Origin of the sequence: Bowmanella pacifica, assembly GCF_014645355.1 — a bacterium.
Lineage (GTDB): Bacteria > Pseudomonadota > Gammaproteobacteria > Enterobacterales > Alteromonadaceae > Bowmanella > Bowmanella pacifica.
In genome coordinates, this window is the sequence record NZ_BMLS01000008.1 from 100,834 (window position 1) to 122,520 (window position 21,687).

Consider the following 21,687-nt stretch of genomic DNA (forward strand, 5'->3'; position numbering starts at 1 on the left):
TGGCGCTCAGTTGCCAGCTATACCACTGCCATTTGCCATCCTTGCTTACCATAGCCAACGCTGACGAATGGTGAGATTGGCTGCCCAGACAATTAGCAAGGTACCGGCCAGCAACCCCGCCGACACAGGCTCCTGCCAAAACCAATAGCCCAGAAAGGCGGCAAAGAGCACGCTACTGTAGGTGAGTAAGCCGATTCGTACTGGAGAAGCGAGCTGAAAAGCCTTGGTCATCAGTAGCTGACCTATGGCGGCCATCAGCCCCATTAACAGCAGCCAGGGCCAGGCCGAGTTCGGCATGGGCTGCCAGTTGGCCAGAAAGGGAAAAAAAGACACTATGGTGGCCAGTCCGGTGAAATAAAACACAATGCGCCCGGACGGCTCTGAGCCGCTAAGTTTGCGGATAGTGCATTTGGTAAAGGCGACAAAGGTGGCGCAACATAGCGCTAACAGCACAAAGAGATTCCAGCCACCGGACTCTGGACGAAGAACTAAGGCGCAGCCGATGAACCCCAGACCAATGGCCATCAAGCTCTTTTGACTGATGTGCTCCTTAAGCCAGAAGAATGCAATAATAGGCACGATAAAGGGGGCCACAAGAAGGGCCATCATGGCTTGGGCTAGGGGAAGATTGGCCAGCACATAGAAGAAACAATACATGCCCAGTAACCCGGATGTGGAACGTAACAAATGAAGACCAAAGTGTTGGGTTTTAAGCCCCGAGAGACCGGCTTTAAACAGCCAGGGGAGCAGAAAGAACAGTGCAAACAGGTTGCGAAAAAATACTAACTGCGACTGGTTCAGGCTGTCACTGAGGTGTTTGACCAGTGCACCTACGCCGGCAAATAAGGCTTCGGCCAGAATCAGGCACAGAGCACCGAGCAACATGGGAGAACGCATAGCAGTCCAGAATGGTAAAAACGCGCGCCATTCTAGCAGAGGCGCGCGTGGATGTTACGTGGGGTGCAGAAAAACCTGGTCGTTAGTTAAATATTGTCAGTCGCTTTCTGTATACAGGCTACGTAGCTTCTTCTTGTCTATTTTGCCTGTTGCGGTTAAGGGCAGTGCATCTACAAAGCGCACCGCATCCGGCTTCCACCATTTGGCGACTTTGCCGTCAAACCAGTCCAGCAGGGTTTGTTCGTCAACATTTTGTGGATCTTTAACTACGACCAGCAGCAGCGGTCTCTCATCCCATTGAGGATGAGGCATGGCAATGACCGCGGCGGTGGTGACTTCCTGATGACGGCTGGCAATTTCTTCCAGCGCCAACGAGCTTATCCACTCGCCCCCTGATTTGATCAGATCTTTGGCCCGGTCGGTAATATGCATGTAGCCATCGGGATAAAGACGAGCAATATCACCTGTGCTAAACCAGCCGTCTTCATTAAATGCCTCAGCCCCAGGTTTGCCGATATAGCCACTGACTATCCATGGCCCTCTTATCTGTAGCTCACCACTTTGCTCACCATCGTGAGCCAGCGGCTGGCCTTGATCATCGATAATACGCAGTTCGACACCAAATACCGCCTGACCAGGACTGAGACGGTGTTCGTCTGTTCCCGCGCGATTGACTGTGCCGATGGGGGAGGTTTCAGTCATACCCCAAGCTGGCCGTACCTCACAGCCAAGCGCTTCCAGACCTGCCCGCAAGCTTTCCGTGCAGGCCGCGCCACCGACGATAACCCGCAAGTCGTTGTCTACCGGCGTAGATTGATGATTCACCCAAGCCTGCAATACGGTGGGTACACCTGCTGCCAGGGTAACCTGTTCTTGCGCTATTAGCTTTGCCAGCATAGCGCCGTCCCCCATAAAGCGGCCTGGAAGAACCATCTTGGCACCCACCATGGCACCAGAGTAGGGTAAACCCCAAGCATTAACATGGAACATCGGCACCACAATCAGTGCACTGTCGGTAGCAGATAAACCGGCAGAATCCGGTAAGGCGATGGCCAGGCTGTGCAATACGGTGGAGCGATGGCTATACAGCACTCCCTTGGGGTCCCCGGTGGTTCCCGAGGTATAACAGCAGCCACAAGGTGTGTTTTCATCCAATACCGGCCAATCAAACTGACGAGCATGCCCACTAAGCAAGCTTTCGTAGTCATACCATTGAATGCCATTACCTAGAGCTGCCCAGGCGGGGTCGAGTTGGCTTGCACCTCCCAGAACAATGATGCCTTTTAAGGCGGGGAGCCCACCAAGCAAAGGCGTTATTAAAGGTACAAACATAGGGTCAACAAATAACCATTGAGAGTTTGCATCTTTAAGGATGTAGGCCAGTTGTTCACTAAATAAACGGGGGTTGACGGTATGGCAGATGGCACCGAGTCCGGGCACGGCAAAGTAGATTTCCAGGTGGCGTTGATCGTTCCATGCCAGGGTTGACAGACAATCTCCAACCTGAACCCCAAGGCCTTTCAGGGCGTTGGCTAGCTGTGCGACCCTGTCCGTTACATTCTCGTAACTGGTGTGATGGATTGTTCCGTCAGCGCCGACACTGACGACTTGTTGTCCGGCATGCACACGACGCATATGAAGCAGGATATCACTGACATTCAACGGCTTGTTGGGGACCAGGTTCAGCATAGGGTTCTCCTTTTTATACTTCTTTTATTTTTTATTTGAACTGGCTTATTGCGCGCAGCATCGAGGATGCGCTGATATCCATAGTAACGGGTTATGGTTGGAAATCTACTCTGGTCCGAATACAGCAGGTGTCTGTTTTTCCAGGCAAGACTGTGAATAGATCCTTTGCTGAGGGGAAGTGAAAAAAAAGAATGCCGCTAAGTTGTGTTCAAACAACGTCAGCGGCAGGGGGGAGATATGCGTTAAAGCTGTTCGGGCATGACTTTGGGTTGTGTCGTCTTACCCGCCTGAGGGGGATTGGCTGCGATTAACTGATCAGCCATGGCGCCAAGCACCTGGCTTTGAATATCGTCTTCTAGCTCGTTTGCAATATCCTGTTTAACCACCTGATATTGGTACTCCATATAGCTCAGGGTTTTGTTCAACTTGTAGGTGAACACATAACGAAGGGTATCGTTATCCTGATTTAAGGCGGCGTGGCTGCTGAGACTGACAAGCAAGCCGAAAGTGGCAACTAAGGCTGAAGGTTTCATGATTGTCTCCGGTAGTAGCATAGGCGCTTGTTATATATGTAGCTGTAGGTGGCCAAAAAGTTGTACTGAGGATGTAATAAAATTTGTCTATTGGCGCATTTTGCCTTGAGTTGTTACAAGTCAAAGAAAAACCGCAGATGGTCGACGAAATCGGTGTCTTTGTCGTGCTATGCTTGCCGGCAAATGGAGTCAGGTGTCTGAGCGCATGCAGAAATTCGATATAGTGGTAGTCGGCGGTAATATGGTGGGTGCATCTGCCGCATTGGGACTTGCTCATCAGGGGTATCGGGTGGCAGTGATAGAGCCAGCCATGCCAACCCCATTCGACGCTATGCAGCCACCAGATGTCAGAGTATCCGCTATTAGTTTGGCATCTGAGCAACTGCTTGAAGCACTCGGAGCCTGGTCGTTTATTAAAGAGATGCGGCATTGTTGTTATCGGCGTTTATCGGTTTGGGAAGAGCAGGGGCGTACCGATTTCTCCAGTGATGAACTGGACTGTGAGCACTTGGGACACATCATTGAAAACCGCATCGTGCAGTTGGGACTGCATCAAGCGCTGGCGGCGTATCCGGTAAGCTGGTTTAGTGCTGGAATAAAAGGACTCCAGCAAACCCATGAGATGGCGGTGGCTGAACTTGATGATGGCACCAGGCTGCAGGCTGAATTAATCATCGGCGCAGATGGTGCCGCTTCACGGGTTCGGCAATTATCGGGTATTGCTACCCATGGTTGGCAGTATGCACAGCAAGCCTTGGCTATCTCGATAAAAACCGAGCAGGCGCAGCAAGATATTACCTGGCAGCGTTTTAGACCCAGCGGCCCACTGGCCTTTTTACCTTTGTATCAAGGTTATGCTTCGTTGGTCTGGTATAACAGTGCTGCTGAGATACAGCGATTAAAAGCCCTGAGCTTTGAGGCGCTAAAGTACGAGGTGCAGGCCGTATTCCCTGAGGAGTTAATCAATTTTGATATTCTGGAAACTGCCAGCTTCCCGCTGACCCGGATGCACGCTAATAACTATGTTCATCAGCGCGTGGTGTTACTGGGAGACGCGGCCCATACCATTAATCCGTTGGCGGGGCAGGGCGTTAACTTGGGTTTTAAAGACGTTGCATGCTTGTTGGAGCTGTTAGCGGAACATACCTGGCTTGCAGATAAACATCAGTTGGATACAAAGTTACAACAGTATCAGCGCAAACGATACAAAGACAATCTGCTAATGATGTCCACCATGGATATGTTGTATGCCGCCTTCAGCAACAATATTGCGCCATTGAAGGCCTTACGCAATCTGGGCTTGGGGTTAGCGCAGCGAGCGGGACCGGTAAAAAGACAGGTGACTCGTTACGCGATGGGGCTGTGACTGACCTGCTATTTTAGCTTTACTCTGTTGCAATTCAGTGGTTTAAAGAGTTCAAAATCTCACAACTGGCGTTATTGTCAGGGATATTCCTGTCCTGCTCGCAATTTGATGGAACACAAATCGATATGTCGGTAAACAATACGGAAGAGTTTTATCAGCAGTTAGGTCGCAGTCTTTCTGATACGGTTGCCTATATCAGGCAGCATCCTGCGTTAGTTCTGTCGGTGTTGTATCTGTTGGCCAGCACTTGTGGCCTTATGTATATTCATGCCTTGTTAGCTCAGTTCGAGATTGATGGGCTTCAACATATCGAGCTGGCAGACTTCTTTTTAGCCGTGATTGCTAAACCCACCCCATTGGTAGCCTGGCTGGGGATTAGCCTGTTGGTTTATGGCTTCTACTTGCTGGATAAACGTATGCGGGGCCGATGGAGCTGGTATTGCCGTTTTTCTGATCTTTCCAGTAAGCCGTTTTTCAAATTCAATCCGCTATTGGTTTTTGTACTGATGTTTGGCTTCTTTCTTTATTGGTATGCGATGATCGTAGCCCAGAGTGACAGCACCAGTATAAAAGAGGGCAAAGGACCAGGCTTTAAAGTCTTTACCCAATATCCCATAGGCTACCCAAAGGAAATGCCGGCCCGCCCTATCCTGAATGATGTGCAGATTATCGTCTCGACCAGCCGCTATTTATGGCTGTTTGATAAAAACAATCAGCAGGTGCTGATGCTGCCACATGCCAATGTGGCCAGCATCATTCCATTAGCCGATGAATCTGCAACCACGTTAGCCGGGCCAGATACAACCCAGTGAGGTTAGCTGCGCCACTGCTGGGTATTGCCCTGTATTTCGCAGTTGCCGTCGCGGTACTCGGGGGTCTTACCGGCTTGTCGCTGCGCCAGGTAATCCCGGCTGACATTGACTATGGTGGGGGTCAGCCAAACGATGGCGATGATATTAATCACCGTCATTAAACCCAGCGCCATATCGGCCATGGCCCATACCTGGGGCAAGGAGGCCATGGAGCCCCATAAAATCATGGCCAGGTAACCGCTGGTGTAGATACTGCGTCCGGCACGGTTATCCAGTTTAAACATATGTAGGTTACTCTCGCCATAAGCGTAGTTCGCCACTACAGAGGTAAAGGCGAACAGACTAATGGCCGCTGCCACAAAGTCATTGCCGCCGCCCCCTAAGTGAAAGGCCATGGCATCCTGCGTCAGGCGAATACCTTCCATTTGCTCACCTTGAGAGCCACCTGCCAGCAAAATAATCATAGCGGTACAGGTACAGAGCACCATGGTATCTAAAAACACCCCCAGCATTTGTACATAGCCCTGACTGGCTGGGTGGTTAGGATTAGGGGTAGCACTGGCGGCAGCATGAGGCACGCTGCCAGAGCCGGCTTCATTCGAATACAAGCCTCGTTGAATACCATGTTTAAGTGCCGCACCAAAAGCACCGCCGGCAGCTTCCTGCAGGCCAAAGGCTGAACTGATAATGTTGTAGAGTAAGGCGGGGACTTGCTCAATATTGAGCAGGGTGATTCCAATTGCCACTAAAACATAGCTGATACCCATAAAGGGGATCATCCATTCAGAGAAACGGGCGATGCCCCGTAATCCACCGATAACGATGACACCGGCCAGCATTATGATAACAACGCCAGCATGTAAGGTGGGAATGCCATAGGCGTGGTTTAACGCATCGGTAATGGAATTAGCTTGCACGGCACTGAAGATAAAACCGTAACCTAAAAAAAGGCACAAAGAAAAAGCGATGGCCAGCCAACGTTTGTTTAGCCCCTGCTGAATATAATAGGCTGGGCCACCCCGGTATTCGCCGTTACCATCTTTAACTTTATACAACTGGCCTAACAGGCTTTCGGCAAAGCCGGTGGCCATGCCTAAAAAGGCAATTACCCACATCCAGAACACCGCACCGGCTCCTCCTAGTGAGATAGCGACAGCTACCCCAGCCAAGTTACCTGTGCCAACCCGGGCAGATAAGCTGGTGCACAATGCCTGAAAAGAACTGATACCGGCTTTATCGTGTCGACCACTGCCTTTAAGCAGGCTGAACATATGACGAAACTGGAATATCTGCACGCCACCCAAACGAACACTAAACCAAATGCCAGCGAGGATTAGCATGGCGATAAGTAGCCAGCCCCAAAGTACGCCGTTGACGGCGGAAACGATGTCGTGGATCACTGTTGCTCTTTATTCTTATTGGACTTCTGGACGCCTATACTGGCGTTATTGTGATGTTCTGTCCAGCCGCAGAGGTGTGATAGGGGAGATAAAAAGCAAAAAGCCGGTCAGAGACCGGCTTTTCTTAATATGGCTGGGGTAGCTGGATTTGAACCAACGCATGGCGGGATCAAAACCCGCTGCCTTACCGCTTGGCGATACCCCAAAAGGGTCAAAACAATACCGAAGAGAATTGGCTGGGGTAGCTGGATTTGAACCAACGCATGGCGGGATCAAAACCCGCTGCCTTACCGCTTGGCGATACCCCAACATGGTGCGGAAGGAGAGACTCGAACTCTCACGCCGTGAAGCACTGGAACCTAAATCCAGCGTGTCTACCAATTTCACCACTTCCGCATTGATGGTGGCTACGGCGGGATTCGAACCTGCGACCCCAGCATTATGAGTGCTGTGCTCTAACCAGCTGAGCTACGTAGCCATCTTCGGTACTCGTCTTGAGTGGCGCGTATTATGCTGATCCTCCCTATAAGCGTCAACCCCTTTTTTGACAGCTTTGTGTCGAATGCTCAGTATCTGTTCAGATTGACGTGAAATTACCGCATAACGATGAAATTATCAGCTAAATCAACAAGGTTTTATGTAATTACGCGATGTAATTGGTGTTGTTAGCAGGCTAACTTTCCGTTCTTCGGGAAAATATATTTATCTTGTAGATAGAAAAAAGTGCTGCCTGGGAGGTGAATGACGGTGTGATTGGTAAATTTTGACTATGGTGTGTGAGCAGGTCGTTGGCCAGGTTTCCTGGCGGTTGAATCGTGGACAATAAAAAGCCCGGTTAAACCGGGCTCTTTTACGTTAAACGTTGAAGCGGAAGTGGATAACATCGCCGTCTTTTACGATGTAGTCTTTTCCTTCCAAGCGCCACTTGCCAGCATCTTTAGCGCCGGCTTCCCCTTTGAATTCGACGAAGTGCTCAAAGCCGACGACTTCGGCACGAATAAAGCCTTTTTCAAAGTCGGTATGAATTTTACCGGCCGCTTGTGGTGCCGTAGAACCGATGGGAAAAGTCCAGGCACGTACTTCTTTGACACCGGCAGTAAAGTAAGTGTTCAGGCTGAGCAAGCTGTAGCCGGCGCGAATTACCCGGTTAAGTCCCGGCTCTTCCAGACCCATATCCGCCATAAACTCGGCGCGCTCATCGTCATCAAGTTCAGCGATTTCGGACTCAATGGCCGCACAGACGGCAACCACCACGGCGTTCTCTGCCGCTGCAATCTCACGTACTTTATCCAGGTAAGGATTGTTCTCAAAACCGTCTTCATTGACGTTGGCAATGTACATGGTGGGCTTGAGTGTCAGGAAATTCATATAGGCAATTGCAGCCAGTTCTTCCTTTTCCAACGTCACCATGCGCAGCATTTTGCCTTCATCCAGATGTGGTTTGATCTTCTCAAGTACCTGCATCTCGTATTTGGCGTCTTTGTCACCGCCCTTTGCTCGCTTGCCTACGCGCAACAAGGCTTTCTCACAGGTTTCCAGATCCGACAGGGCCAGTTCGGTATTGATCACATCAATATCACCGGCCGGATCAACTTTTCCTGCCACGTGCACGATATTGTCATTGTCAAAGCAGCGTACTACATGGCCGATAGCATCGGTTTCGCGGATATTGGCCAGGAATTTGTTACCCAGGCCTTCGCCTTTAGACGCACCTTCTACCAAACCGGCGATATCAACGAATTCCATGGTCGTTGGGATCACCCGTTGTGGGTTTACAATTTTGGCCAGGTCATCCAAGCGGGTATCTGGTACAGGTACCACCCCGGTATTGGGTTCGATGGTACAAAACGGGAAGTTGGCTGCTTCTATACCGGCTTTGGTCAGCGCGTTGAACAGCGTGGATTTACCTACGTTGGGTAAGCCAACGATGCCACATTTAAAACCCATGGTGATTCCTCAAGTTATTCCGCTTTAAACGAGTGCAGGCGATTCATGGCCTTGGTCATCCCGTCTTTTAATAGTATTTCCGTGCAGCGTACGGCTTCGTCGATAGCAGCGTCCATAAGTTGCTGCTCTTCTGCTCGTGCTTTACCCAGCACGTGCCCAGTGACTCTGCTCTTATCACCAGGGTGACCGATGCCGATACGTAGCCGGTGAAAATCTTTATTGTTGCCCAGTTTAGCGACGATATCCCGAATGCCATTTTGACTTGAACTACCACCGGTTTTCAGTTTGACAATACCTGGAGGCAGATCCAACTCGTCAAACGCAACCAATAAATTGGTGGGGTGAATACGGTAGAAATTCGTCATGGCACCCACAGCCTGACCGCTGCGGTTCATAAATGTCATGGGAATAAGCAGGCGCACGTCGTGACCGGCAATAGTGCCGCGTCCGGTAAGGCCAGAAAATTTATTTTCCAGACTTAGGGAGATGCCATACTGGCGGGCGAGGGCAGTAACAAACCAGGCACCTGCGTTGTGCCTGGTTTTTTCGTATTCGGGGCCTGGATTACCCAGGCCCACAATCAGCTGGATATCAGCCAAGAGGATTACTCCTCAGACGCGGCTTCGTCCTCGCCTTCGGCGGCGGCAGCACCACCTTTAGCAGCCTTGACGGTCACAACGGCTTGGTCGTGATCAGCGCCTTTGGCCAGCTCTACCAGGGTAACACCCTTAGGCAGTTTCAGGTCAGACAAGTGCAAGGTTTGACCCAGCTCAACTGCAGTCAAATCTACCTCGATGAACTCAGGCAGGTTGGCTGGCAGGCAGCTGATAGCTACGTCAGCAACGTGGTGCTCAGCGTGACCACCTTGGGTCTTGATAGCTGGTGCAGTGTCTTCGTTGATGAAGTGCAAAGGTACGTTGGTGGTCAGTGCTTGCTTAGCGTCAACGCGCAAAAAGTCGATATGGGTGACTTTAGGCTTGAAAGGGTGACGTTGCATGTCTTTAACCAGCGCTTCTACTTTCTTACCAGCAATGTTCAGAGTCAGAACGTGGCTGTAAAACGCTTCGAATTCTTGCGCTTGCAGTACTTTGTTGTGCTCGAGAGTCAAAGAAACAGGCTCTTCACCGGCACCGTACAGGATTGCAGGTACTTTATCTTCACGACGCAGGCGGCGGCTCGCACCTTTCCCCAGGTCTGTGCGGACTTCTGCATCCAGATTAAAAATCGCTTCAGACATAATTTACTCCAAATATTAAGTAGGTGGGATTTCGCGACCAAAATTCCACATGAATTATCCACCCTTTGAAAAAGGGCGGCGAATTCTAACACCGGGGGCGGGGGGACACAAGACGTTAGCGAGCCTGGCTGTTTGCCAGGAGATAAGGGCTAGCTTTACCTCTCATTGCCTTTTTCGCTGACCTGGCTGTCATCAATAACCTTAATAGACAAGATTTTGATGGGGGTACCGTATTGTTGAATGGTCATAAGATCGGGGATGGTTTGGGCTTCTACCGTTACAATCAGTCCATCGCGGCGATATTCTTTGTCCAGACCCATAGGGTGGTATTTCTCACCGTTATGCGCGTCAATGGCATAAAAGCCGCCTTCAAAACTTTTGAACTTTACTGTGCCCTTAAAGATCAGATTAGCGGTTTTGTCTGAGCTCGATGTCATGGCAGGCTCCTGCTGAAGGGGCGCTTGGGGAGTGGTGTCTTGTGTTTCAGTCTGGCAGCCTGCCAACAGGCCGGTCAGCAGCAATCCGGTGATTAATCGCATAAGCTTCCTTGATATCGGACTAAGTTTAGTCACCAAGGTAGGGCTGAAACTTGTTCGAATCAAGCAATGGATGTGATGCCGTGGTATGAAAGGTAGCTATATTTTGAAAAATGGGCATAAAAAAGCCGCACTAGCATGTGCGGCTTTCGGCAAGGCATCTCTATCAGTACTCGAACATAGCTGAGATAGATTCTTCGTTACTGACACGGCGAATGGCTTCGGCCAGCATATTGGACAAACTCAGTTGTTTAACCTTATCCAGCGCCTTGATCTCCGCAGTTAGCGGGATGCTGTCGGTAACCACGATTTCGTCGATCACAGACTCTTTAAGATTTTGTGCTGCATTACCAGAGAAAATGGCATGGGTGGCATAAGCAAACACGCGCTTGGCGCCATGCTCTTTTAATGCCAGTGCGGCTTTACACAAGGTGCCGCCGGTATCAATCATGTCGTCCACAATGATACAGTCGCGATCCTGAACATCACCGATAATATGCATCACCTGAGACACGTTTGCCTTTGGGCGACGCTTGTCGATAATGGCCAGGTCAATATCATTCATTACCTTCGCCAGGGCTCGGGCTCGAACGACACCGCCAATATCGGGAGACACCACCACCGGGTTGTCAAACTGACGCTGACGCATATCTTCTAAAAGAATGGGGGTACCAAAGGCGTTGTCCACGGGAACATCAAAGAACCCCTGAATCTGCTCTGCGTGCAAGTCAACGGTCAGCACACGGTCAACCCCAACGTTAGACAAGAAATCCGCAACCACTTTGGCAGTTATCGGCACGCGCGCACTGCGAACGCGACGATCCTGACGGGCATAACCGAAATAGGGCAATACCGCAGTGATACGACCGGCGGATGCGCGACGCAGGGCGTCGATCATCACGATAAGCTCCATCAGGTTGTCATTGGTTGGAGCACAGGTCGACTGGATAATAAAGACATCAGAGCCGCGCACATTTTCGTGAATTTCGACGCTGATTTCGCCGTCGCTGAATCGTCCTACACTGGCATGGCCCAGTTTGGTGTAGAGTCGATCGGCGACTTTCTGGGCGAGTTCTGGAATGGCGTTTCCAGCAAATAGCTTCATATCCGGCACAGTAGGATCCTCAGTAGGCTATTGATTACAGGTTAAAAAAAATGGGGTCAGGGTAAAATTCACGCATTCACAGGTGTTTATTGAAAATCCCGGCTGTGTAATTTTACCCTGACCCCATTCTTCTTTATGGCAATAGGAACGTTTACTTAGTCTAGTCCGTTTTGCATTGCTCAAGTTGACTGTGCAGAGGGGAAATATTGACCCCTTGAGCGACAAACCCCATAAATTCATCAGGCATAGCTTCTAGTACTTTCACAGCCTGCGATTGGTCTGCAAAAACGGCAAAGACACAGGAACCCGTGCCCGTCATTCTCGACGGCGCGTATTCTAACAACCAGTGTAATAGCTTTGCAACTTTCGGATGGTATCGACAGACCAGTTCCTGACAGTCGTTGCTTGTGCTATCGAAATGGTAGTCTTGCCAGTGCATTACCGGGGTTTGTCTGGGGAGTTCTGGGTGACGAAAAATGTCCGCGGTAGCAATATGTACCCCGGGGCTGGCGACTAAAAACCAGTGCTGTGGTTGTGGGGCGTCTACAAATTGTTCGCCCACACCGCTGGCAAAGGTAGTGCGGCCATGGACAAAAACCGGAACGTCCGCGCCCAGTTGCAGACCAAGTTTTTCTAGGCTTTCCAGAGCGAGATTACATTGCCAAAGATGATTCAGAACCACCAAGGTGGTGGCAGCATTGGAAGAACCGCCGCCAATGCCTCCACCCATAGGCAACTGTTTGTCCAGCCAGATTTTACATCCCGCATGGGGCGACGCAAATGGTTGGAGTATCTTGGCCGCTTTGACAATCAGATTGTCTTCGTCAGCGACCCCTTGCAATGGTGTCATTAACTGAATTTTGCCATTCTCGGTCGGCTCAAAGGCCAACCTGTCGCCGTGATCCAGTAACTGAAATAAGCTTTGTAGATTGTGATAACCGTCTGGTCGTTTGCCGGTGATATGCAAAAACAGATTGAGCTTGGCCACGGATGGCCACCAGGTTAGTTCACTTGCCATTTATCTACTCGAATTTTTATCTGGTCGCTGGGGGTTTTAAGTTCCAGTTGGTAGGGCAGAATATAGTGCGCCGTTTGACGGTAATCACTGAGATTGACCTGCCAACCTTGTGGGGTACGGATTTGCTGCAGTAGCCCGTTATCTGAAAATATTGCCTGGTTGTCGGGGAGTACTTGTCCTTTTAGCCAGGCCGGAATCTGTTCCACCGGGATTGCCCATCCTGTGAGTTCATAGAGCAGAGCACTGGCATCATGATGCTGGTAAGTGCGGTCTTCATATTCCAGACTAATCAGTTGATGGGATTTTTGCAGTGTCAGAATACGGGTGCCAATAAAACTGCTCAGGCCCAGCGAATAATCGCCATCTTGTTGTTGCCAGTTGAGTGTAGCGCTGAAACGTTCCTTTTCGCCTTTGTAGGCCAATTTTCCATTAATGCGCCAATCCTGAAGTTGTGCTAACTGCTGTTGATGTTGACGGGCATTAACCGAATAGTCTACCACCGGGCGGGTGGCACAGGCGTTCAGCAAAGCAACGATCAACAGGCAGCCCAACAGGCGCAGACGGTTGAAAGGCATGATATCAATCCAAGACTTGAGTGGCGGCTATGGGAACACAGAATGGCGGATGCTTTCAATAGGTTTGGCTTTTGCGTACAATGCGACGCCGTAATCCTTGGCATATCTCAAAGTACTCGACAACTACATGGCCTTACTCGCACTCGGTATCAATCACAACACGGCTCCTGTGGATGTCCGAGAGAAAGTGGCATTTTCAGCCGATGCTCAGCTTGACGCCTTGCTGTCATTGCGAAGTGAACTGGGCAGTCAGGAATCTGTGATACTTTCCACCTGCAATCGCACTGAAATCTATACCCAGTCAGAGAATCTATCTCATCCTGCCCTGGTGGCGTGGTTGGCGCAGTTCCACAGTGTGGAACAACAAACCCTGCAGTCCAATAGTTACATCTATGAAGAACAAGAGGCTATTCGACATTTAATGCGGGTTGCCAGTGGCCTGGACTCTCTGGTTTTGGGCGAGCCACAGATACTGGGGCAGGTCAAACAAGCCTTTGTCTGTGCCAAAGACAGCGGCATGGTAGGAAGCCGTTTCGACAGGTTATTTCAACAAACCTTTGCGGTGGCTAAAAAAGTTCGTTCGGATACGGATATAGGTGCCAATGCGGTATCTGTGGCTTATGCATCCGTGCAATTGGCTAAACATATCTTTTCCTCGCTGGATAAAATTAAGGTTTTGTTGATTGGCGCCGGCGAAACCATTGAACTGGTTGCTCGTCATTTAAGTGAGCAAAAAGTGCATAGCATGATGGTCGCCAACCGCACCTTAGCCCGGGCGCAAGAATTGGCGACACCGCTTGGGGCAAAAGTACTGACCCTGGCACAGATATCAGAACACCTTGCCGATGCGGACATGGTCATCAGCTCCACCGCCAGTCAACTGCCTATTCTTGGCAAAGGTGTGGTTGAGCGGGCATTGAAAAATCGTCGTCATCAGCCCATGTTTCTGGTGGATTTAGCGGTGCCCAGAGATATCGAAGCCGAGGTGGCTGAACTGGACGACGCTTACCTTTATACCGTGGATGATTTGCAGCAAATTGTGCAGCAGAATCTGGCTTCCCGTCAGAGTGCGGCCGAAAAAGCTGAATCCATGATCGACATTGCGGTTCGTGAATTTGTCCAGTGGCATGATGCTCAGGCATCGATGGATTTGGTAAGGGACTACCGGGCGCAAAGCGAGGCAAATAAGCAAAAGCTACAAGAGCGGGCGCTAAAGCAACTGGCAGATGGCAAGAATCCGGAGGAGGTTATTGTTGAGCTGGCTAATAAGCTGACTAACAGCCTCATTCATGCGCCTACTCAAGCCATTAAAGAGGCCGCTCTCAGTCAGGACAATAACAGCCTCAGCCTATTGCAACGGGCCTTGGGATTGGAAAAGATCTAGGAAAATTAAGATATTATGAAACCATCCGTATTAGCTAAACTTGAATCCCTGATGGAGCGTTTTGAAGAAGTCCAAGCGCTGCTGGGGGAAGCCAGCATCATTTCCAATCAAGAAAAGTTTCGTAGTTTGTCCAAAGAATATGCGCAGTTGGAAGAGTTGGTAAAGTGCTTCCGCGCGTATCGTCAGGCACAGGATGATCTGCAAAGTGCCCAGGAAATGCTCAAAGAAGACGATGCAGAGATGCGTGAGATGGCCGAGGAAGAAATAAAATCGGCTAAGCAAAGTCTGGTCAGCCTGGAAAGCGAATTACAGGTGCTGCTGTTACCTAAAGACCCCAATGATGACCGTAACTGCTTCTTAGAAATTCGAGCCGGTGCAGGTGGCGATGAAGCCGCGATTTTTGCCGGCGATCTATTCCGTATGTACAGCCGTTATGCTGAGGCTCGTCGCTGGCGGGTAGAAGTCGTCAGTGCCAACGAGGGGGAGCATGGCGGTTTTAAAGAAGTGATCGCCAATGTGATAGGTGATGGTGCATACGGTATCCTTAAGTTCGAATCTGGTGGTCACCGTGTACAGCGGGTGCCGGAAACCGAGTCGCAGGGGCGGATTCACACCTCGGCTTGCACTGTGGCGGTATTACCTGAGTTGCCCGAGTCGGAAGCCATTACCATAAACCCTGCTGAGCTGAAGGTTGATACCTTCAGAGCCAGCGGAGCAGGTGGCCAGCACGTTAACAAGACGGATTCGGCTATTCGGATCACTCACTTGCCGACGGGATTGGTGGTGGAGTGTCAGGATGAACGCTCTCAGCACAAGAACCGCGCTAAGGCGATGTCGGTATTACAAGCCAGGTTAAATCAGATGGAGCAGGATAAGCGGGCTTCAGAAGAAGCCAGTACCCGTCGTAATCTGGTTGGTAGCGGCGATCGCTCCGAACGTATTCGAACCTATAATTTCCCACAGGGCAGGGTGACAGACCATCGTATCAACCTGACCTTGTATAAGCTTGATGAGATTGTGGAAGGCGACCTGGATGGCATTTTAGCGCCTATTCGTCAGGAGCATCAGGCCGACTTGTTGGCATCTTTGTCTGATGAAGCCTGATACGCCCACCATTGAGGATGCGTTAAATTGGGCAAAACCCCGGTTGGTCGATTCCGACTCCGCCAATCTGGATGCCCGGGTATTACTTTGTCATTGCTTACAAGTACCAGCTGTATATCTGCATACCTGGCCTGAAAAGCCCTTGGACCCACAGACCTGGCTGCAGTATCAACAACTTATTCTTCAGCGTGAGGAAGGGGTGCCAGTGGCACATCTGACGGGGACCCGGGACTTTTGGACCTTAATCCTCGCTGTAAATGCACATACTCTTATCCCTCGCCCTGAAACGGAACTTTTGGTCGAAACGGCATTGTCCTTGTTTGACGAGAGCCCCATCACTGCATTGGATCTTGGTACTGGAACTGGGGCTATTGCACTGGCGCTTGCCAGTGAAAGACGTAACTGGTCGGTGATCGGGGTTGACCGTATTGAGCAGAGTGTTGAACTGGCGACTCACAATGCCCGGCAAAACCAACTGGAGCAAGTGCGTTTTTTTACCAGTAACTGGTTTGCGGCACTTGGTCAGCAACGTTTCTCATTGATTATCAGTAATCCTCCTTATGTGGAGCCTCACAGCCCCTACTTGCAGCAAGGGGATGTCAGGTTCGAACCTCTCAGTGCTTTAACCGCTGAAGACGATGGATTGGCCGACCTGAAAAAAATAATTTCCCAGGCAAGTCAATATCTTGTTGATTCTGGCTGGTTACTACTGGAACATGGACATGCACAAGGGCAGGCGGTAAGAGACTTGATGCACCAGGCCGGTTTTAGCGGTGTTGATACCATAAAAGATTTGGCCGGATTGGACAGGGTTACCCTGGGGCAGTGGTCAAATACGCCATAAGTTGCCGTCTTGCTCAGACAGACTATCCTGCTAACGGGGTAGCATTAAAAATAGAGAAAGCTTAAAGGGTAGACGCGGAGGCGCCATGATGTCAGACGATCTGTTGTTCCTGGATGAATCGGAAGAGGAAGTCGTAGAGGAAAGAAGTACATGGAAAGTTCTGATCGTTGATGACGAACCTGAAGTACATGCGGTCACTAAACTGGCACTGAGCGACTTTGTTTTTCAGGATAAGGGCATTGAGTTTATCAGCGCTTACACCGGCGCTGAAGCTAAGCGCATATTCCTTGAACATGACGATATCGCCATTGTATTGCTGGATGTGGTGATGGAGACCGATGATGCGGGGTTGCAGGTTGCCGAGTTTATTCGTGGCGAGGCCAACAATCATTTTACCCGCATTATTCTCAGAACCGGCCAGCCGGGCCAGGCCCCCGAAAAGCACGTCATTATCAACTACGACATCAACGACTATAAATCCAAAACCGAGTTGACCGCACAGAAGCTCTTTACCGTGGTGATTGCCACACTGCGCTCCTACCGCGACATTATGGTGATTGAGGAAAACCGTAAGGGATTGGAAAAAATCATTGCCGCTTCGGCCGACCTCTTCAGCATCCACTCCCTCGAAAATTTTATAGACGGTATCGTACAGCAATTATCCTCATTGCTAGGGGGCACACAGGATGCTGCTTACATCACATCGGCGGTAGCAGGGCCCCGTCCTATCGATAATGAAGTATCCTCAGAGTTTTATGTTTTCACCGGTAAGGGCGACTTTGCTAATTTGGAGGGACGCCCGTTAGATAGGGTGCTCAGCGGCGCACAACTGGACTCCTGTCGTCAGGCGCTGCGCGAGCAGGAAATTGTCTATGCCGACGAATACCTGGTTGCTTATTGCAACAGTAAAAACATGCGCGGCTCGCTGTTGTATCTGTCAGGGTTACCAAGACGCCTGACGGACACGGATAAACGCTTACTGGAAATATTCTCGCAAAACGTGCAAATCGCCTTTGATAATGTGCTGCTGACTAAGGATATTGAAGATACCCAGCGGGAAATCGTTGAGCGACTGGGTCAGATCCTGGAAAAGGAGATGGGCGGCGGCAAACATATTCAGCGTATGACACTGATCAGCGAAATGTTAGGCAGAGAATATGGCCTTTGCCAGGACGATCTGGATGTGTTGAAACTGGCAGTACCTTTGCATGATGTTGGCAAATTGAAGGTACCCGAATCTATCTTGCTAAAGCCTGGCAAACTGAACGAAGAAGAGCAGGAAATTGTTCGCACTCATGCTGAGTTTGGTTATGAATTACTGAAAGACTCCCGCCGGCCAATCATCAAAGCGGCGGCATTGCTAGCCAGAGATCACCACGAGTATTGGGATGGAAATGGTTACCCTAGGGGGCTTAAAGGCGAGGAGATTCATATATTCTGCCGTATAACCGCTTTAGCAGATGTCTTTGACGCCTTGCACGCAAAACGCTGTTATAAGGACGCCTGGCCGTTGGATAAGGTCCTGGATTTGATTCAGTCGCAACGTGGTAAGCAGTTTGACCCTTGTTTGGTGGATATTATGCTGGCTAACCGGGAAAAGCTGGAAGCAATTTGCTTTGCCTACCCTGATGATTTACCTGGTTTATAACGAACAATAAATTTCGCCCCCGATCATGGAGTTAGTACTGTCCCTTAACACTGTGCTCGCTTTTGGTCGGTGAGCACAGTAAAGTTGTGGCGCAACGGGGCAAGATGCTCCAGACAATATAATTACAATAAGCGGGTTAGCGCTATGTACATGCTAGTTAAACACCTTCACCTCACCGCCATTGCTATCAGCCTGGCGCTGTTTATTTTACGTTTTTTCTGGAAGCAACGAGGTTCGCCTATGTTGCAGAAAAAATGGGTCAAAGTCGTTCCTCATGTTGTGGATACCGTTTTACTGGCAAGTGCCCTCACATTATGCGTATTGATTGCACAATACCCCTTTGTGAATGCCTGGGTAACGGAGAAAGTCATGGCGGTGCTGCTCTATATCCTGATGGGATTGGTTGCTCTTAAGCTAGGGCGTACTAACACCGTTCGTTGGATTGGATTTGTCGGCGCGATAAGTTGGTTGGTATTTGCCGCCAAGGTCGCCGTATTTAAGCAGCCGTTATTATTCTCCTAAAGGTTGGCGGTTTGTCGACCCTGATGTAGTTACCGCCAGAGGTAGAACGTGTCGTCTTTATTATCCCGTATTGAGCAGGCGGAGCCGCTGTGCGCTGCGTTAATGCTTGGGCAATTGTTCGGTCCTGTCGATGTTGATGCTTCTCTCAATCAGTTAGAGGCGTGGGCAGCGATGGGGCGCCAGCGACTGGACGGTGAGGCCGAGCCATTTGCGGCTTATGTGCGTTTTTTTTATACCGAGTTGGCGTTTGGGCCCGGTCATGATCTGTTTGCCTCAGATATGGTCCGCATGGACAAAGTGATTGCTTATCGCACCGGTGGCTGTATTTGTCTGGCATTGTTATTTTGCCATCTGGGCAAACTACTCGGGTTCGATTTGCAGGGGGTGAACTTACCCGGTCATTTTCTGATCCGTCTGCGTTTGGCATCCGGACGATTGCAATTTTATGATCCCTTGACCGGTAAGTTGTTGGACTGGGTGCAGTTGGAGTCGCAGTGTCAGGCCTTGTTATCTGATTTTCACCATGATGATGAAGAGGACGAAGAGGCATTACCTTGGTTGCGTTGGCTGGAGCCCGCCAGCCAGGAGGATATTGTCACGCGATTGCTACTTAACCTTAAAAGTGCATTTATGTACGAGCTTAAGTTTGAGCAAGCCTGGCAAGCCAGTGACATGCTGGTGCAGTTACACCCTGATGATCCTTATGAGCGCCGTGATCGGGGCTTTTTACTGCAACAGCTTGATTGTCATAACGGGGCGCTGGCAGACTATCGCTATTACATTAGCCAGTGTCCACAGGACCCGGCGGCTATGCTGTTGAAACTACAACTGAAGCATTACCTCAGGGAACCGGCCATCCTGCATTAAGTGTCGGCTACCTTATCGAATAAGGAGGTCATAATGACCCATTCCGCGTTGGTCACCAATGACGCTGTGGTGATCGGTTTACTTGCCCTGATTTTGGGCGGCGTATTCTATACCTCACATAGTAATCATCCTTTTTTCAAAGGTTTTTATCGCTATGTGCCGGCATTACTCCTTTGCTATTTCTTGCCGTCTTTGTTGAATACCTTTGGGATTGTCGATGGTCATACGTCCAATGCTTATTATGTGGCGTCTCGTTATCTGTTGCCGGCTTGTCTGGTGCTATTGACCCTGAGCATGGATCTCAAGTCTATTATTGCGCTTGGTCCTAAGGCATTGATCTTATTTCTCACCGGTACAGTGGGCATTGTCATCGGCGGACCTATTGCTTTGTTGATTATGTCGGCGATAGCGCCAGAGGCCATGAATGGTCAGGGACCGGACGAGGTCTGGCGTGGCTTGACTACTATTGCCGGCAGTTGGATCGGTGGTGGAGCTAATCAGGCAGCCATGAAAGAGATTTTTGAGGTCGGCGGCGGTATTTTCTCTACCATGGTAACCGTCGATATTATCGTCGCGAATTTATGGATGGCCGTACTGCTGATTATGGCGGCCAATGCGAAGCAACTGGATGCTAAAAGTGGGGCTGACACCTCCGCGATTCAGGATATCATTGTCAAAGTTGAGAAATATGAAGCCGAGAAGCGCCGTATCCCCCAGTTAAGTGATCTGGTGGCCATCTTTGCCATTGGTTTTGGCGCCTGTGGGATTGCCCATTTTCTGGCTGATACTATCCAGCCCTGGATGGTGGAGTATGCGCCGTGGGGAGAGCAGTATAGTCTGCATAGCCAGTTTTTCTGGCTGGTGGTAACCGCTACTACTATAGGTATTGCTTTGTCCTTCAGTCCGTTGCGTCACCTGGAACAGGCGGGTGCATCCAAGGTGGGAAGCTTGTTTGTATATATCCTGGTTACCACTATTGGTCTGCATATGGATGTTACTAAAATTGCTGAAACACCAATATTTTTCCTATTGGGGCTTATTTGGATGGCCGTCCACGCTGGATTAATGCTGGGTGTGGCGAAGCTGATTCGAGCGCCAATTTTTTATATGGCCGTAGGTAGTCAGGCTAACGTGGGTGGTGCGGCCTCTGCGCCCGTGGTTGCCGCGGCGTTCCATCCCTCGCTGGCCCCGGTTGGGATCTTGCTGGCTGTGATGGGGTATGGTCTGGGCACCTACATGGCCTATCTTTGTGGTTTGATTATGAAAGGAGTAGCAGGATGAGTAACCTGCAGCAGATAGATTTCGCTGGCGTACAAGTCGCTAATGATAAGCCCTTTGTCTTGTTTGGAGGGATGAATGTATTGGAATCCCGTGAGCTAGCACTACGTATTGCGGAGCATTATAAAGAGGTCACTACGCGGTTAGGCATCCCTTATGTATTTAAAGCCTCGTTTGACAAAGCAAACCGCTCCTCGGTCCACTCCTACCGAGGACCTGGTATGGAAGAAGGGCTGCGTATATTTGAAGAGATTAAGCGCCAGTTTGAGGTGCCATTGATCACTGATGTGCATGAGCCTCATCAGGCTGCACCTGTTGCCGAAGTGGTAGATGTGATCCAGTTACCTGCATTTTTAGCTCGTCAGACCGACCTGGTGGTGGCTATGGCCAAAACCGGCGCGATAATTAATGTGAAGAAGCCACAGTTTCTGGCCCCACATGAGATGCGTCATATCATTAACAAGTTTATGGAAGCGGGCAATGATAAGGTGATTTTGTGCGAGCGGGGCAGTTCATTTGGTTATAACAACCTGGTGGTTGATATGCTGGGGATGGACGAAATGAAGGCCTTTGCACCGGTTATTTTTGATGCTACTCACGCATTACAAAAGCCAGGAGGACGTACTGACTCTGCTGATGGACGCCGTGCGCAGGCGGCGCAACTGGCGCGCAGCGGTATGGCGCTCGGATTGGCGGGCCTGTTTATCGAAGCGCATCCAGATCCAAATCAAGCTAAATGCGATGGTCCCTGCGCATTACAATTAGATAAATTGGAGCCGTATTTGGCTCAGATGAAGGCGTTGGACGAGTTGATTAAAGGGTTTGCGCCGCTGGATACTAGCGCCAGCTAGTGCAACTGGCCGTTGTCACGGATATTTTTTGGAAACGGCACAAGAAGACGGGGTAAATGCACCCCGTCGTCAGG

At 50.2% G+C, this 21,687-nt stretch carries 21 protein-coding genes and 4 tRNA genes; 10 read left to right on the plus strand and 15 right to left on the minus strand.

Features of this window, described 5'->3' with window-relative positions; genetic code table 11:
* Positions 1-45: 45 nt before the first annotated feature.
* From IEX02_RS18490 to IEX02_RS18500, 3 genes are all read right to left on the minus strand, one after another.
* Positions 46-897: a DMT family transporter gene (locus IEX02_RS18490; RefSeq protein ID WP_188698777.1), complete on the minus strand. Its 852-nt coding sequence runs from the start codon at positions 895-897 to the stop codon at positions 46-48.
* Positions 898-993: 96 nt separating this feature from the next.
* A complete protein-coding gene (locus IEX02_RS18495) occupies positions 994-2,586 on the minus strand; it encodes a long-chain fatty acid--CoA ligase (protein ID WP_188698778.1) in 1,593 nt (530 codons plus the stop codon).
* A gap of 242 nt (positions 2,587-2,828) precedes the next feature.
* A complete protein-coding gene (locus IEX02_RS18500; protein WP_188698780.1) occupies positions 2,829-3,119 on the minus strand; it encodes a hypothetical protein in 291 nt (96 codons plus the stop codon).
* A gap of 205 nt (positions 3,120-3,324) precedes the next feature.
* On the opposite strand from IEX02_RS18500, the gene IEX02_RS18505 reads away from it, so the two are divergent.
* Both IEX02_RS18505 and IEX02_RS18510 read left to right on the plus strand, forming a co-directional pair.
* A complete protein-coding gene (locus IEX02_RS18505) occupies positions 3,325-4,485 on the plus strand; it encodes an FAD-dependent monooxygenase (protein ID WP_188698781.1) in 1,161 nt (386 codons plus the stop codon).
* 125 nt (positions 4,486-4,610) lie between these two features.
* Entirely contained in the window at positions 4,611-5,297 is a 687-nt protein-coding gene (locus IEX02_RS18510) for a hypothetical protein (RefSeq protein WP_188698784.1), read from the plus strand.
* 2 nt (positions 5,298-5,299) lie between these two features.
* Here the strand turns inward: IEX02_RS18510 and IEX02_RS18515 are convergent, their stop codons facing one another.
* From IEX02_RS18515 to lolB, 12 genes are all read right to left on the minus strand, one after another.
* Positions 5,300-6,697: an alanine/glycine:cation symporter family protein gene (locus IEX02_RS18515; protein WP_188698785.1), complete on the minus strand. Its 1,398-nt coding sequence runs from the start codon at positions 6,695-6,697 to the stop codon at positions 5,300-5,302.
* A gap of 130 nt (positions 6,698-6,827) precedes the next feature.
* A tRNA-Gln gene (locus IEX02_RS18520) sits at positions 6,828-6,902 on the minus strand.
* A gap of 28 nt (positions 6,903-6,930) precedes the next feature.
* Positions 6,931-7,005 (minus strand) — tRNA-Gln (locus IEX02_RS18525).
* A gap of 3 nt (positions 7,006-7,008) precedes the next feature.
* Positions 7,009-7,093: transfer RNA gene (locus tag IEX02_RS18530), tRNA-Leu, on the minus strand.
* A 5-nt stretch (positions 7,094-7,098) separates the two neighbouring features.
* Positions 7,099-7,175, minus strand: a tRNA-Met gene (locus IEX02_RS18535).
* A gap of 377 nt (positions 7,176-7,552) precedes the next feature.
* A complete protein-coding gene (gene ychF, locus IEX02_RS18540) occupies positions 7,553-8,644 on the minus strand; it encodes a redox-regulated ATPase YchF (RefSeq protein WP_188698787.1) in 1,092 nt (363 codons plus the stop codon).
* Positions 8,645-8,658: 14 nt separating this feature from the next.
* Positions 8,659-9,243 carry an aminoacyl-tRNA hydrolase gene (gene pth / locus IEX02_RS18545; protein ID WP_188698788.1) on the minus strand — a complete coding sequence of 195 codons (585 nt, stop codon included), beginning with the start codon at positions 9,241-9,243 and terminating at the stop codon, positions 8,659-8,661.
* 5 nt (positions 9,244-9,248) lie between these two features.
* Positions 9,249-9,881, minus strand: coding sequence for a 50S ribosomal protein L25/general stress protein Ctc (locus IEX02_RS18550; RefSeq protein ID WP_188698791.1), 633 nt, complete (start codon positions 9,879-9,881; stop codon positions 9,249-9,251).
* 155 nt (positions 9,882-10,036) lie between these two features.
* Positions 10,037-10,420: a hypothetical protein gene (locus IEX02_RS18555; RefSeq protein WP_188698792.1), complete on the minus strand. Its 384-nt coding sequence runs from the start codon at positions 10,418-10,420 to the stop codon at positions 10,037-10,039.
* Between the two features lie 163 nt (positions 10,421-10,583).
* On the minus strand, positions 10,584-11,531 hold the full coding sequence (locus IEX02_RS18560) for a ribose-phosphate pyrophosphokinase (protein ID WP_188698794.1): 948 nt from the start codon (positions 11,529-11,531) through the stop codon (positions 10,584-10,586).
* A gap of 151 nt (positions 11,532-11,682) precedes the next feature.
* Positions 11,683-12,540 (minus strand): 4-(cytidine 5'-diphospho)-2-C-methyl-D-erythritol kinase, encoded by an 858-nt coding sequence (gene ispE / locus IEX02_RS18565; RefSeq protein WP_188698796.1) that lies wholly within the window; start codon positions 12,538-12,540, stop codon positions 11,683-11,685.
* A complete protein-coding gene (lolB, locus tag IEX02_RS18570; RefSeq protein WP_188698798.1) occupies positions 12,525-13,115 on the minus strand; it encodes a lipoprotein insertase outer membrane protein LolB in 591 nt (196 codons plus the stop codon). The genes ispE and lolB overlap by 16 nt, the downstream gene beginning before the upstream one ends.
* Positions 13,116-13,242: 127 nt before the next feature.
* On the opposite strand from lolB, the gene hemA reads away from it, so the two are divergent.
* From hemA to kdsA, 8 genes are all read left to right on the plus strand, one after another.
* Positions 13,243-14,499: a glutamyl-tRNA reductase gene (gene hemA / locus IEX02_RS18575; protein ID WP_188698989.1), complete on the plus strand. Its 1,257-nt coding sequence runs from the start codon at positions 13,243-13,245 to the stop codon at positions 14,497-14,499.
* A 15-nt stretch (positions 14,500-14,514) separates the two neighbouring features.
* Positions 14,515-15,603: a peptide chain release factor 1 gene (prfA, locus tag IEX02_RS18580; protein WP_188698800.1), complete on the plus strand. Its 1,089-nt coding sequence runs from the start codon at positions 14,515-14,517 to the stop codon at positions 15,601-15,603.
* Positions 15,593-16,447 (plus strand): peptide chain release factor N(5)-glutamine methyltransferase, encoded by an 855-nt coding sequence (gene prmC, locus IEX02_RS18585; protein WP_188698802.1) that lies wholly within the window; start codon positions 15,593-15,595, stop codon positions 16,445-16,447. The genes prfA and prmC overlap by 11 nt, the downstream gene beginning before the upstream one ends.
* Before the next feature lie 88 nt (positions 16,448-16,535).
* Complete coding sequence (locus IEX02_RS18590; RefSeq protein WP_188698991.1) at positions 16,536-18,095, plus strand: DUF3369 domain-containing protein; 1,560 nt, start codon at positions 16,536-16,538, stop codon at positions 18,093-18,095.
* A 144-nt stretch (positions 18,096-18,239) separates the two neighbouring features.
* Positions 18,240-18,617 (plus strand): SirB2 family protein, encoded by a 378-nt coding sequence (locus IEX02_RS18595; RefSeq protein ID WP_188698805.1) that lies wholly within the window; start codon positions 18,240-18,242, stop codon positions 18,615-18,617.
* 48 nt (positions 18,618-18,665) lie between these two features.
* Positions 18,666-19,484: a SirB1 family protein gene (locus tag IEX02_RS18600; RefSeq protein WP_188698808.1), complete on the plus strand. Its 819-nt coding sequence runs from the start codon at positions 18,666-18,668 to the stop codon at positions 19,482-19,484.
* A gap of 33 nt (positions 19,485-19,517) precedes the next feature.
* Complete coding sequence (locus IEX02_RS18605) at positions 19,518-20,765, plus strand: DUF819 family protein (RefSeq protein ID WP_188698812.1); 1,248 nt, start codon at positions 19,518-19,520, stop codon at positions 20,763-20,765.
* Positions 20,762-21,613, plus strand: a complete 852-nt coding sequence (gene kdsA / locus IEX02_RS18610; RefSeq protein ID WP_188698815.1) for a 3-deoxy-8-phosphooctulonate synthase — start codon at positions 20,762-20,764, stop codon at positions 21,611-21,613. Before IEX02_RS18605 ends, kdsA begins: the two co-directional genes overlap by 4 nt.
* The last annotated feature ends 74 nt before the right edge of the window (positions 21,614-21,687 follow it).